This window comes from Microbulbifer bruguierae (genome assembly GCF_029869925.1).
GTDB classification, from domain to species: domain Bacteria; phylum Pseudomonadota; class Gammaproteobacteria; order Pseudomonadales; family Cellvibrionaceae; genus Microbulbifer; species Microbulbifer bruguierae.
In genome coordinates this window covers 1,131,331-1,145,436 of record NZ_CP118605.1, presented here as the reverse complement: position 1 = coordinate 1,145,436, position 14,106 = coordinate 1,131,331, and the positions used below count along the sequence as shown (strand labels likewise).

Here is a 14,106-nt window from a genome sequence, read left to right as displayed (position 1 = left end):
AGGCAATAAAAAGGCCCTCCATTGTGGAGGGCCTTTTTATTGCCGACAGCGGCGATTGCGGGAAAATCAGAACTCGAATTGTACCGAGCTGCCGAGAAAATGCAGCGCGCTATCTTCATAGGTGCCTTCGAGTCTGGGGCTGAACGGCGGGCGACCTTGCTGATCGATGTCGATATCGCCGAGGGAGCCGTAGTTGTAACCCACATCCAGGGTGAGGCCGGGACAAAGTTCCTTGCCGGCGCCCAAGCCGAAGGTCCAGGACTTGTTGGTGATGGTATCTGCGGTGAGATTGGATTCGTTGGTCATGCCGCTTTCCAGCGCTATCCCGGTGGATAGATACCAGCCGCCGAGCATGCCCTGGCTGAATTCGTGGCGAACACCGACGGCAAAAGCGCCGGTATCCTGATAACCGCGATCCACCTTGACCGACGCCTGCACCGGGCTTTCGAGGGCCAGAGTTACACCAGCATAATCCGACCAGTCCTGCCACGCCAGATTGACGTACAGCGTGGTGGCGTCGGTCAGCGCCTGTTGCAGGCTGGCAGTGATGGTGGCAGGGACATTGATGTCGACTTCGGTGCGCGTGCCATTGAGTTCGTCAGCAACCGCCTCAAGTGGTGGTTCGAAATTGCGGAGTTTCAGCAGGTCGGTGAATTCAAGCTCTACCTTAGAGGTATAGGTAATACCAAAAGTGGTTCCGCTGACGGGGCGGTAGATGACGCCGAAGTTACCACCGTAGGCGTTTTCCAGATCCTTGAAGCGCATATAAGCGTCTTCGTCCACCAGTCCCGCGCGCGGCGCAGACTGGAAACTGAAATAGGCGGCCATGGCGTTTAGTCCGAGTCCGACAGACAGGCAGTCGTTTACCTGCCAGCTGAGAGACGGGATCAGGCTCATACCCAGAAGATCCACGTTCTGTACAAAGCGACGGCCCTGCCAGTCGTCGTGATAGTCGAGGCCGAGGCCGAAGTTGCCGGCCATGGCAAAGCCCCAGCCGATATTGTCGGTGATTTTTCCCGCAGCGAAACCGCCCATACCAGGGAACCAACCGATCGGATTGCCGCCGTCATTGCCGGGCACATTACTCAGGCCATCATCGGTAAATTCCACATCGCCATAGAGGATCTGGGCGGCCGCGCGCACTTCCATCTTGTCGCGCCATACCGTACCTGCGGGGTTGGTGAAGGCGGTAGCGGCATCTTCCGGCATCGCGGCCCAGCCGGCACTGGCAGTGCCGAGGGTCGGTGTACCAATTTGCCACAACATGATGCCGCCAGCCTGTGCCGCTGGCGCTGAAAGCGCAGCGATGAATAAGGGCAGAATTTTTTTTAAGTTGAGTAGGCGTTTGGCGCACTGGTACTTCATAACCCGGTCCTTCTGGGAATGATGGTGGCTGAAAAATTCAGCAGGAATTGATACGACTGCAGACTATTGTGATTTGGGGAACAACATCACCCAGGCGAGCCTGAAGCCCCAGTCCTGGCTGCCTCCGTCGGGACTTTCCGCGTAGTAGCGCGGGCCGGCCGTTATCTGATAGGTCTGTTTACCTACCTTGAACACTTTTCCCACCGTGAAATGCACCGGTACATTCCACTGCTCCGTTTCCCAGTCGTAGGTGGATTCCGTCTGAATGGTAAAGGTCCAGGATTTGGGGGTGTTGTAGGCCAGGAATGGCTGAATAAAGGTACTGTTTACGTCAGCGCGGTTATCGTTGCCAGCAAATGACCAGATATGGTTGGCAAGGGTGCCTATGGTCCAGGGGCCGGCTTGCTTCAGCACGACGCCAGTGGGGCCGGCGCCCCATTTTTCCGTTCCCAGCAGGGGTTCTGTCCCGGTAGGCAATAAAAATACCGGGCCAGCACCCCAGATCACACCGCCTGCGGTGGGTTTTTTGGGAGAAAAAAATGCACTCTGCACCGTATCGCTGAGGCCTGTCTGCTCACCGCTGCCGGGAAAAATAGCTTCCTGGTTAATCACTGGCAGAATGGTCCGGCTGATCAGATTCCAGTCTTCGCTGATGGAAAAGGGAATTACCGGCTGGATATTCAGGGTGTACTTGCGCCCGCCTTCTACCGGGCCCACGCGATTGTCCCAGTTGTGCTGGAAGGGAACGCTGATCAGGCTTGAGACGGGGTTGCTGAGCTGTTTGGCGAGGTCTGAATCTGCCAGTGCGTTGAAACTGAAAAGCGCAAAAAACAGGGCAATAAATGCGGCGAAATTTCGGTACATCTTTTTCACCAGATAGTGGAAGTCAAAAACTGCTTTCCTCAGTCTAGCGGTACCTGATAGTGATTGTTCCAATGCGCCGCGATACTCAACGCGGGATAAGTTAATGGATGCAGGCTTGGCAGAATACCCCGGCGACACCTGCTGGTGTCGTCCGGGTAGTTGGGTGGAGTTCTGTGAGAGTTGGCCGCGAGTTACCTGGCGGCGATTGCCAAGGCTACGGTACCTGGACCCAGGTTGATACCACCGGAAAGACTCATCACGGAGCGATAAATCTTCACTTTATGTTGTTCGGCAGTTTTTAGCAGCGAACTGAAGCCGGGTGTCCGCTCCAGGTCTTGCAGTGGTCCCGCAATACTCACCACCACTGCCGGCATCAGCAGATCTCCCGAGCGCATTTTGTCTTCCGCCAGTTCGAACAGGCGTCGGGTGCAGCCTTCGTAGGTCTTTACGGTATCAGCGACGGTTGAGCCCTGGTAGGTCATTGAAACAATGGGGTGCAGGCTCAGGGACTTGGCCATAAACGCTTTCAGCCAGCTCACACTTTTTTCATTTTTCTGGCGCCCGCGCTCACGCAGGTAATAGACGTCCTGGATAGCGGCATAGCCGACAATTTTGCGCCCGAATTCTTCTGTGCGGGACTTGATCTGCGCGCCGGTTAACCCTTTCTGTATCAGTGACAAGGTATAGAGGGCGAGTAACCCCTGACCGGAAAACAGTGTGTGGGAATCCACCGGGTGGATCTGTACCCCGTCACTGCCAAGTTTGTGGGCGACGTTTTTCACATTGGCAAAGGTTGGGCTGTTGGCGGCGTTAATGGTCTGTACCACTATATCCGAGGCCCCATTTCTGGCGAGCTTGCTGAGGATCTGCTCGATATCCTCTTCGCTGGCCGGGCCGGAATTGACCTGGCGGGATCTGTCCATCAGGGCCAGTGAGTAGAAGTGACTCATCTGCGCGGGATTGCGCTGGTCGCCGAAGGAATCCTTGCCAACGTTCACGTTGTGGGGCAATACGGGGATATTGAATTTCCGCAGAAATTCATCCGGAAGATCGCAGCCGGAGTCGACGACTAGCTGAACCATAGGGTTCCTCGTTATTCGTTGATCGAGTCAATGTCGGAAGAGTTCGATGCCAAATTTAGCACTTTGCTGCACGTTGGGACAGGTGATTACCGGCGTTAATCCGCACTGATGCTGACCGTCGGGTTTCCGGGGCGGGCTGGTTTTGACTGGCTTTGAGTAAATGATTGACTACTCAGTCGCTCCACTGCGTGCGATTGAGTAGCCAACTATTGGGTGGTCAGGGTCTTGATGCCAACTCGATCTGTTGGCGAGTGAATTCAAGTAGTGCCGCCGACCCCGGGCGCAGCTCAATATCGTCCGGAATGGGGTGGACCAGCCAGTCCACCGTCCAGTCAAGCACTTCCCCTGTCAGCAGGTTGCGGGCGGCGCTTTGCACCTCCAGCTCCAGATAAGGCTTTTCTCCGCTGAGATACAGTTCGATATCTCCTTCACCGGTAGCCATTTCTCCAGGGGCCACCTTTGGGTAGACCTTCAGGTACAGCAAACCGTCAACGGCGTAGGCAAGCCAGCCTTCGGTACCGTTGGCAATGACCTTGCCTTCCACCAGTGGAGCGTTGGCTGCCATCGGCAGCCACAGGATGTCATCCTCCAGCTGATAGGCCATCTGGCCGCGTACCGTTTTTACGGTGTCGGTGGTGACCGGAGCAAACGCCAGTCCGCGGTTGGGCACCCGGGTAATTTCCCAGGCGGCAATTTCGGGGAAGTCCTTTTCCGCGTCGATGCGGTACTGCACTCTGGCGCTGTTCGCGCCATTTACGATGACGGTTTTATGCACTCGCGCGCCGGCGGCGTATTCGCCGGCGAGGGAAACCCTGTGTTCTCCCTGTTCGGAAATCCGGTAGGGGGCGGAATCGTGCGCTTCCACCGGAGGCCAGTTCCACAGACTCTGGGGGCTCAACCAGAAAGTCGAACCGAAATTGTTGCCGCCGGGTTCCGGCAGTTCCAACAGGTCTTTGTCTCCGAGGCGCAACTCGGTAATGCGACCGCCGTAGTTCGGATCCAGCGCAATACTCAGTGACCCCTTGCCCAGACGGACCAGGTCTTCCGCCAGCGCAGTTGCTGAAAACAGCAGTGCGGTAAGGCACGGTGCAGAAAAAATCAGAGTGAACGATTTTCGTGGCGCCAACATGATTCAGCTCTCGCAGCGAATGGCGGCCCGCTCTGCGGCGCCGGGGACAAACTTGATATTGGCCACTGCCATCGACAGCTTGCCTTCACTGCGGAACGACAACCCCTGGGACACCCGGGTGAAGTCAGTGCCGGCTTTGGCAAAACATTGAAGGTCGATGGAGATCTGTGACCAGTCGCCCTTGGGTAGCTCGTTCAGTGCCTGTTGCAGGGGCAGGGCGCCATTGCAATCGTCGCCGTCACAGGCGATCTGTGCAAATACTGGTGCTTGCGGCGCCTGATCCACACGGATGTCCATGGTGAGGGCCGCGGCTTCGTTCAAGTAGCGGCTCATGTCCTGGGGCTTCTGGGTTTGCAGCAATACACTGCCGGCGCGGAGCCCCTTCCAGCTCAGCGCACGGGCATCTTCCTGTGACAACATGTCGATGGAAGCAACGGTGATATTGTTATCCGCGCTGCTGGCGAGATTGCCACTCACCCAAAGTGGCTCCTGCTCACCATCGGCAATAAACAGTTTCCAGGGGGCTTGTGGGCGCGACACCATCAACCAGGCATCTTCCAGGTTGCCGTCAACGTATGACTCGCCGTCTTCGTTCAGGTTGTTGGCCAACTGTACATCGCTTGAATAGTCGAGGCCGTAGCCGTAGGAAAACAGCGGCGCGTAATTTTCATCGTTGCGGTTAATGACGGTCTGGTGAACTTGCTCCGGCCAGCTGAAAGAGAGGCGACCGGTAAAGTCGTAGCGCTTGTTACCTTCGTCGTCGGTGAGCAGTACATCGGCAACGCCTGCGCCTTCGGAGCCTGGCAGCCAGGCTGCCACAAAGGCGTCAGACAGGTTCAGCTCCTTGTTCACCCACAGCGGGCGGCCGGAGAGGAACACGCTGACGACAGGAATCTTGTGTGCTTTGAGTTTTTGCAGCAGCTCCTGGTCTTCCTTGCTGCCCAGCTGGAACTCGATACTGGCGAGGTCACCATGCCACTCAGCGTAGGGATCTTCACCGTAGACCACGATAGCAATATCCGGCTTCTCTCCATTGAAGGCATCGGCAGCGAGTTCGCCGTTCTCACTTAGCAATACTGTGCCGCCAGCAGCGTCTACCGCCTGTTTGATACCAGTGAAAATTGAGGTCGCACCAGGAAAATCTTCCGCAGTGTTGCCGGTACCCTGCCAGGAAATTGTCCAGCCTCCACTTTGTTTGGAAATATTATTGGCGCCATTACCAGCGACCAGAATATTTTTGCGTGCGTCGACGGGGAGCAGCTGATCGTTGTTTTTCAGCAGTACCAGAGATTTGCGCACGGCCTCGCGAGCGATAGCGCGGTGTTCAGCGCTGCCCAGAACGCCGGATTTGCCCGCAAGCGGGCGGTCGCGCTCAAACAGTCCGGCGCGGATTTTTACCCGCAGGATACGGCTTACCGCGTCGTCGATCCGGCTCATCGGGATCTCACCGCTTTCTACCTGGGCGATGGTGTTTTTCAGCAGTGCTTTCCACTCGGCGGTAATCATAAACATGTCGAGACCGGCATTGACGGCATTGGCACAGCTGTCCACCGTACAGCCATCTACAAAGCGGTGGCCGTTCCAGTCGCCCACGACAAAGCCATCAAAGCCCAGGCGTTCTTTCAGTACATCGGTGAGCAGATATTTGTGCCCGTGCAGGCGTTTCCCATTCCAACTGTTGAAGGAGGCCATTACCGATTGCACGCCGGATTCCAGTGCGGTGAAGTAACCGGCCGCATGGATCTCGGCCAGTTCCTTTTCGCTCACCTGGGTATCGCCGCGATCGATTCCGCGGGTGGTCCCGCCATCGCCTACAAAGTGCTTGGCGGCGGAGACCAGGTGTCGGCCATCGAGGAACTCTTCTGTGTTTTTATCCCCCTGGATACCTTTGATCATCTCGCGGGCGTAGGCGGCGACAATATCGGGGTCTTCGGAATAGCTCTCGAAGGTGCGGCCCCAACGGTCATCGCGCACCACCGCAATGGTGGGAGCGAAAGTCCAGTCCACGCCGGTCACCGCTACTTCGCGGGCGGTGGCTTCGCCAATGCGGCGGATCAGCCCTGGATCGTGGGCGGCGCCAAGGCCGATGTTGTGTGGGAACAGGGTCGCACCAATCACATTGTTGTGACCATGTACTGCATCGCTGCCCCAGATGATAGGAATGGCTACGCCACCGTCGGAGGTATCCATGGACGCGGCAAAGTAGTCGTCCGCCAACTGGCGCCAGTCGTCCGGAGTGGCGAACTTGTCGTTATTCGGGAAGGTACCACCGCCGTTCAGGATGGAGCCGATGTGATACTGCTTCACTTCTTCCGGGGTTATGGATTTGATTTCCGCCTGCATCATCTGCCCGACTTTTTCTTCCAGCGTCATTTGCGCCAGCAGGCCGGCGATGCGGACTTCCAGTGCTTCGTCGCGGGGCAGGGCGGGTTGCAGGGTCGGCCAGTGTTCGAGTGAGGAGGCCGCGGTGCCAACCTTGGCGGGGGTTTCCGGAGTAACCTCTGGCTCGGCCGTGGCTTGCGTTTCTCTGGACTCGCCACAGGCAGTCAGTCCGACGGCGAGTGCAATGCAGGCGGCGAGGCGTTTGACGTGGCGTTCGGCAAGGTTACCGGTGAAATAAGTCATGGTCGCTCCGGTGGTCGTTATTCTTGAGCAGCGAAAAAAGCGGGCGCTCCCGAGAAAGGGTATAAGCGGGAGCGCCCATGAAAAAGCCAGGATTCGGTTGGTGTGGCGAGCAGCTAAGCAGCCTCACTTCCCCGCCATTAAGACGCACGAGACGTCTGAAAAAAAGCCCCAGTGGTGGGGAATAGAGAAAAAAGCATCCTTGCAACGGCAAAGCCATCCATTGGCCTACAAGGTGCGCTCTGAGAGCGGGCAAGGGGGAATTGATTCCCCCTTTTTTGGGTGAAAGGACGTGCGAGAGGGTGGGAATCAGCCGCGCATTTGCTCCAGTTCCAGGCCTTTGGTCTCGTGCACCATGTACAGCACAAAGGCCACGGACAGAAGCGCGAACAGGGTGTAGATACCGTACGCACCTGCCAGGCCGATACCGGTGAGCATGATCGGGAAGGTCATAGTGATGCCGAAATTGGCCACCCACTGGGCCAGGCCGGAAACTGCCAGGCCAGAGCCGCGGATCTGGTTCGGGAACATTTCCCCCAGCATGGTCCACATGGCCGGCCCCCAGGAACCGTTGAAAAAGAATACATAGGCGTTGGCCGCGACCAGTGCCAGCAGGCCCATGCTTTCGGATAGCTGTAACTTGCCATCGACCAGGGCGGAGTTGGCAAAGGCGAACGCCACCAGCCCGAGGGTCACCGCCATACCGATGGAGCCCCCCAGCAGCAGCGGTTTGCGGCCGATCCTGTCGATAAGCGTCATGGTGATCAGGCAGGCTGCGATACTCACACCGCCGGAAATGATATTAATCAGTAGGGCATCGGATTCGGAAAAGCCCACCGCTTGCCACAGAACCGCGCCGTAGTAGAACACCACATTAATGCCCACCAGCTGCTGGAACACCGCGAGGCCAATGCCGACCCACACAATCTTGCGTAACTTGCCCACACGCTGGCCGGCGCTTTCCAGCAGGTCCGACATGCGCGGACGGTGATCACCAGCCACGGATTCGCGGATGCTTTCCAGCTTGTCGTTGACCGCGGACTCGCCATAGAGCTTGCGCAGTACTTCGGTGGCGCGGGAGGTCTGCTTGGACAGCACCAGGTAGCGCGGGCTCTCCGGGATCAACAGCAGGGCGAGAAAGAACAGTGCCGCCGGCGCGATTTCGATCCAGAACATCCAGCGCCAGGCGCTGTACCCCATCCACCATTCGTTCACCGCAGAACCTGCGGTATTCGCCAGCCAGTAATTGCTGACAAACGCCGCGAACAGTCCGGAAATAATCGCGATCTGGTTGATGGTGATCAGGCGCCCGCGAATCGCCGCCGGGGCGATTTCACTGATGTAAGCCGGTGACATCACGCTCGCCGCACCCACCGCCAGACCACCGAGAATACGGTAGAACACAAACTCCGGGGAGCTACTGGCAACACCGGAACCCCAGGCGCTGATCACGAATAGTACTGCCGAGATCAGCAGCAGGGTTTTTCGCCCCCACAGGTCCGCCAGGCGGCCGGCGAAGAAGGCGCCCACGGCACAGCCGAGGAGCATGGACGCCACGTTGAAGCCGGTACCGGCCGTGTTGGAATTGAACGCCTGCTGCAACCCGGTGACGGTGCCGTTGATCACGCCACTGTCAAAACCGAACAGAAACCCGCCGATGGTGGCGACACCGCAGATCAGCACGATAAAGGGGAGTGGTGGAGCGTCTTGACGGCTCTGGGCAGCGCCCTGGATACCATCGATGGAGTTCTCAATCGCTTGCATGATTGACTACCTGCATTTTTATTGTGGGTGAACGGGCAACGGGGGCTCGCCACGGTCTATGAAGTTGTTGTTTTACTTGTGCGCACAGATGTACTGCACAGACACCCGCACAGGGGGAGTCTCTATGGTGACGTTCGGTCGATGGAAAAGCGTCCTACTTTGGGAAAAATCCTAAAGTTGGACCTGGAATTTGCGATCAGTCCGTCCCAGTTTGTGTGGGAAGCGGGAAATAGGTGGGACATCCGGCAGAGAGGGATGCCCGATCCGCTGCGCGAACCGGGCATCGGGTATTAAGAGGTCGTAGAGTTTATTGGCCCAGCAGTGCCTCGGCTACGCCATCAAACGCTGCCTTCTCTTCATAGGGACCATTCGCTGGTCCGCTGAACAGCAGCGGCCAATCGTCCACGCCCTGGCGGTTGCTGAAGTCCAGCAACCAACTGTCACCATCCCACAGCCCCCACACTGTTATACCGCCGCGCAGATTTGTCGGAACCACGTCGAGATAAGCCTCGACGATGGATTTGTAACGGGCTTTCTGCAGCGCTGCCACTTCGGTGGTGTAGCTGGTGTACTGGGGGAAGGGTGTAGAGGCGTAGGGGTTGTTTACCGGGACATCCAGCTCGGTGATTTTCACCTTGAGTCCGCGATCGACGATGGCCTGGAAGGCGGTGCGCATCTGCGACGTGGAAGGCCAGTCGATCTGCACATGCATCTGGAAGCCCACGCCGTCGATGGGCACGCCGTCCGCCTGCAAGCCGTCGACGATCTGTAGCAGGCAGTTCAGTTTGTTGCTATTGCCGCCTTCGGTGTCGTAATCGTTGTAATAGAGGTCGGCATTCGGGTCTGCGGCGTCCGCGGCGCGGAAGGCGTTGGCGATATAACCTGCGCCGGCTCGCTGGTAGAACAGGGAGTTGCGATAGCAGCTGGACTGGTTTTCATCGATAGCTTCATTCACCACGTCCCAGCTGTCCACGCTACCGGCGAAGTGGTCGGCGATGGTGGTGACATGGTCGTCCAGCATCGCCTGGAAATCGCCGCTGTAGCTCTGCATCCAGCTTGGGACCTGATAGTCCGAATGCCAGATAAAAGTGTGACCATGGATGCCGATGCCGTTGGTTTCCGCCCAGTTCACCATCTGGTCCGCATTGGCGAAATCGTAGGTGTTTTCCGATGGGTGCAGATAACTCATCTTCATGATGTTGCCGGCAGTAAGCTGGCTGAAGTGCTGGGCGATACTGGTCTGTTTTTCCGCAATGCTGAGGAAGCTGCGGTTCTCGTAGCCGGCAGACACCGCCACGCCGATGGGGAATGGTGCAAGGCTGTACAGGTTTTCCGCGGAGGCGCCAGATGAAGAGCCGCTGGAAGAGGAACTGCCAGACGAGCTCGAGGAGCTGCTGGAACTAGAAGATGAACTACTGGAACTAGAGGAAGAGCTACTGGATGACGAGCTGCTAGACGATGAGCTGCTTGATGTAGATCCGCCAGAGGAAGAGCCGCCATCGCACAGCAAACCGGTCACCTGTGGCACTTCCGCGGGTCCACTTGCGGTGCCCTGAAAGCCGAATTCGGCGGTCTGTCCCGGCTGCAGACTGCCGTTCCAGGCCGCGTTGCTGGCTGTGTAGGGGTTGTTGCCGCTGATGTCCGAGCTCCAGTGATGCACGATGCGGTTGTCGCCACTGTATTGCCACTGCACCTGCCAGCTATTCACCGACCCGGCGGTGTCATTGGTCACGCGGACACTGGCAACGAAACCGCTACCCCAGTCACTGTTGATATTGTATTCACAGCTTGCGAGCGCATCACTGGCGCTCGTGCCGAGAATGATGAGTGCGAGGGTACCGCTCGCTCGGCGGAACAGCAGTCTGGAACGCTGCAACGCTAATGGGAAGTTGAACGTTTTCATCGCTATTGTGTTCTCTTATTTTCGATGGATTGAATTTCTGTGCTCCCGGGACCCTGGGACACATCAATGGGACGTGCCGGCCTTGCCGGCTGGAATACGCGCAGGCCCGTTTTGTGCGCCATGTCTACCTTGTGGTCGTCTGGACTATCTTGTGTGGGTGGCAGGCGCCACCGCTGGCCCGTGAGCGCACGGGCATGGGCGGGTATACTCCCGGGCAAACGACCGCCGGACTAAATGCGTGACAGCCGTTAGCGAAAAACTCATCAGCTTGCTCGGGGATGCCCTGAAGCGTCACCCGGCGCCTGGCCGCCTGTGGTTGGGGTATTCCGGTGGACTTGATTCCACGGTTCTCCTGCACCTGCTGTGCCGTGTGCAGGTGCCATTTGGCGCCGTACATGTAAACCATGGTCTCAGTGCACGGGCAGACGAATGGCAGGCCCATTGTGAGGAAGTGGCGGGCAAACTGGGGGTGCCTCTTGTCGCGCGTAACGTTGAGGTGCGCCGCAAGGAAGGGGGGCTGGAGCAGGCCGCACGGAAGGCCCGCTACGGCGCGTTTGACATGGTGATGGCTCCGGGTGATCAGTTGCTACTGGCTCAGCATGGTGATGATCAGGCCGAAACCTTTCTGTTGCGCCTGCTTCGCGGCGCCGGAGTACTAGGCCTGGGTGCGATGGCCGAGTGGCGATCTGTGGGCGATCCCGACGAAGGCCGGAGCCTGTTGCGGCCACTGTTAGGGGCAAGCCGCGCGGAGCTGGAATGTTACGCACGGGCATCCGGGCTGGAGTGGGTCGAAGACGACAGCAATTCGGACCTGGCGCTTGATCGAAACTATATTCGCAAGCAGGTGGTGCCTCCGCTGGCCGCGCGCTGGCCGCTGCTGGAACGGGTCTCCCGGTCGGCAGAAAACCTGCGCGAGGCGGCGGGTCTGTTACAGGACCTGGCGGGTGAGGACTTGCAGCGCTGCGGGGTTCGGCGGGAAAGCTTCGGCTTGAGTATCGACCTCGCCGCCTTTTTGGCGCTCTCCAACGCCCGACAAAAAAACCTGCTGCGCGGTTGGTTGCATAATTGTGGGGCGCCGATGCCCGAAGCCGCGCATTTACAGCAGGCTCTGCATCAGGCCCAAGCTGTGGAAGATGCGATACCGGCAGTGCCTCTCGGCGGGATGGTATTGCGTCGCTATCGTGATCGCCTGTTCCTCACACCACAATTACAGCCCCGGGAACGATTCGATGAGGTTGAGTGGCAGTGGGATGGGGTTCACGAGTTGAAGTTGTCGGAAGGATGGATACTGGCTCCTTCACCAGACTGGCCCGCGGCGGACTACATGGTCCAATTTCGCCGTGGCGGCGAAAGGGCCAAACCGCGAGAGCGCCATCACTCCCAGACCCTGAAAAGGCTGCTGCAGGAGTACGCGCTTCCGCCCTGGTTGCGAGATCGGGTGCCCCTTGTCTTTCGCGGCGAGACTCTGGTCGCGGTTGGCGACCTTTTCGTCACCGTCGACGGCCCGGTATCGCCGCCAATCTGGCGGTTTTTGGATTGAGCAGAATCTGCCTTTCTGGTAGTCTGGCGTCCCATCTCAATGGCACCGGGTTGCGCGAGGCTGCGCGCCCCGAGCCAGTCCCGCACGCCCGAACCCGTCGGGCATTCAACTGACCAAGGTTTTGCATGACGCGCTACATTTTTGTCACTGGCGGCGTGGTTTCCTCATTGGGGAAAGGTATCGCCTCCGCCTCTCTGGCCGCTATTCTTGAAGCCCGCGGCCTCAAGGTCACGATTCTCAAACTCGACCCCTACATCAACGTAGACCCGGGCACCATGAGTCCCTTCCAGCACGGTGAGGTCTACGTGACCGAAGATGGCGCCGAGACGGATCTGGACCTGGGCCACTACGAGCGCTTCATTCGTACGCGCATGTCCAAGCGCAACAACTTCACCACCGGTCGGGTATACGAAACCGTGCTGCGCAAAGAGCGCCGCGGTGATTACCTGGGCGGCACCGTGCAGGTGATCCCGCACATTACCGACGAAATCAAGCGTCGTGTGATCGAAGGTGGCCGGGATGTGGACGTCGCTATCGTCGAGATCGGCGGTACCGTAGGTGACATCGAATCCCAGCCGTTCCTGGAGTCCGTGCGCCAGCTGCGCGTAGAGATGGGCGCGAACCGCGCCTTGCTGATGCACCTCAGCTACGTGCCATATATCGCCACCGCTGGCGAGACCAAAACCAAGCCGACCCAGCACTCGGTGAAAGAGCTGCGTTCCATTGGCTTGCAGCCGGATATCCTGCTGTGCCGCTCCGAGCGCGCCATCGATGATGACTCCCGCCGCAAGATCGCGTTGTTTACCAACGTGGAAGAGCGCGCGGTAGTGCCTTTGCCCGACGCCAAAACCATTTACGGTGTGCCGCGTATGCTGCACGAATACGGTCTCGACGAGATCGTGGTGGAAAAACTGCAGCTGGAATGTGCCGCGCCTGATCTGTCCGAGTGGGACGAGGTGGTTGATGGCAAGCTGAATCCGGAGCACGAAATCAAGATTGCCATGGTCGGCAAGTACATGGAGCTGCTGGATGCGTATAAATCCCTGATCGAATCTCTGGTCCATGCGGGCATCAAGAACCGCACCAAGGTGAATATCGACTTCATCAACGCCGAAGATGTGGAAGGGGAAAATGGCCTCGACCTGATCAAGGATGCCGACGCCATTCTGGTGCCGGGCGGTTTCGGCGAGCGCGGTCTTGAAGGCAAGCTTGAATCCGTTCGCTATGCCCGCGAAAACAATATACCGTTCCTCGGTATCTGCCTCGGCCTGCAATCGGTAGTGATCGAGTACGCGCGCAATGTTCTTGGCCTTGAAGGCGCCAACAGCACTGAGTTCAACACCAAGACTCCGCACCCGGTCATCGGCCTGATCACCGAGTGGATCGACAGCGAAGGCAAGGTCGAGAAGCGTGACGAGAAGTCTGACCTGGGCGGTACCATGCGTCTCGGTGGCCAGGAATGTCGTTTGGCCAAAGATTCCAAGGCGCGCGAAATCTACGGTAAAGATGTCATCGTCGAACGTCACCGTCACCGTTATGAAGTGAACAACAACTATGTTGATCGTCTGCAGAAAGCCGGCCTGAAAATCGGTGGCTGGTCCGCAGATGACACTCTGGTGGAAATGGTAGAGCTGCCGGAGCACAACTGGTTTGTTGCCTGCCAGTTCCACCCGGAATTTACTTCCACCCCGCGCGACGGTCACCCGCTGTTCGAGAGCTTTGTTGCCGCAGCACTGAAGTACAAGCGGACATAAAATAACCGGTTGCGGGCAGGTGGTTGGCCTTGGTCATCACTTGCCCGGGCGGAAAGAACTGCAGCGATGGCCAGAGGATATCT

The 14,106-nt window shown here is 58.2% G+C and carries 9 protein-coding genes; 2 read left to right on the top strand and 7 right to left on the bottom strand.

Annotated elements, in window-relative coordinates; genetic code table 11:
- Positions 1–66: 66 nt before the first annotated feature.
- The 7 genes from PVT68_RS04885 to PVT68_RS04855 form a co-directional block, all read right to left on the bottom strand.
- The gene (locus PVT68_RS04885; protein WP_407666127.1) at positions 67–1,365 is read right to left on the bottom strand and encodes an OmpP1/FadL family transporter; all 1,299 of its coding nucleotides are present in this window, start codon (positions 1,363–1,365) and stop codon (positions 67–69) included.
- Between the two features lie 63 nt (positions 1,366–1,428).
- Entirely contained in the window at positions 1,429–2,229 is an 801-nt protein-coding gene (locus tag PVT68_RS04880) for a transporter (RefSeq protein ID WP_280321526.1), read from the bottom strand.
- 191 nt (positions 2,230–2,420) lie between these two features.
- Positions 2,421–3,311, bottom strand: coding sequence for a DegV family protein (locus PVT68_RS04875; protein WP_280321524.1), 891 nt, complete (start codon positions 3,309–3,311; stop codon positions 2,421–2,423).
- Positions 3,312–3,528: 217 nt separating this feature from the next.
- Positions 3,529–4,440 carry a DUF4380 domain-containing protein gene (locus PVT68_RS04870; protein ID WP_280321523.1) on the bottom strand — a complete coding sequence of 304 codons (912 nt, stop codon included), beginning with the start codon at positions 4,438–4,440 and terminating at the stop codon, positions 3,529–3,531.
- 3 nt (positions 4,441–4,443) lie between these two features.
- On the bottom strand, positions 4,444–7,065 hold the full coding sequence (locus PVT68_RS04865) for a glycoside hydrolase family 3 protein (RefSeq protein ID WP_280321521.1): 2,622 nt from the start codon (positions 7,063–7,065) through the stop codon (positions 4,444–4,446).
- Between the two features lie 306 nt (positions 7,066–7,371).
- A complete protein-coding gene (locus PVT68_RS04860) occupies positions 7,372–8,826 on the bottom strand; it encodes a sugar porter family MFS transporter (RefSeq protein WP_280321519.1) in 1,455 nt (484 codons plus the stop codon).
- A 307-nt stretch (positions 8,827–9,133) separates the two neighbouring features.
- Positions 9,134–10,729: an endo-1,4-beta-xylanase gene (locus PVT68_RS04855; RefSeq protein ID WP_280321518.1), complete on the bottom strand. Its 1,596-nt coding sequence runs from the start codon at positions 10,727–10,729 to the stop codon at positions 9,134–9,136.
- Positions 10,730–10,967: 238 nt separating this feature from the next.
- Here PVT68_RS04855 and tilS point away from each other — a divergent pair, with 238 nt between their 5' ends.
- Both tilS and PVT68_RS04845 read left to right on the top strand, forming a co-directional pair.
- Positions 10,968–12,269, top strand: a complete 1,302-nt coding sequence (gene tilS / locus PVT68_RS04850) for a tRNA lysidine(34) synthetase TilS (RefSeq protein WP_280321516.1) — start codon at positions 10,968–10,970, stop codon at positions 12,267–12,269.
- Between the two features lie 125 nt (positions 12,270–12,394).
- Positions 12,395–14,023, top strand: coding sequence for a CTP synthase (locus PVT68_RS04845; RefSeq protein ID WP_280321514.1), 1,629 nt, complete (start codon positions 12,395–12,397; stop codon positions 14,021–14,023).
- Positions 14,024–14,106: the final 83 nt, after the last annotated feature.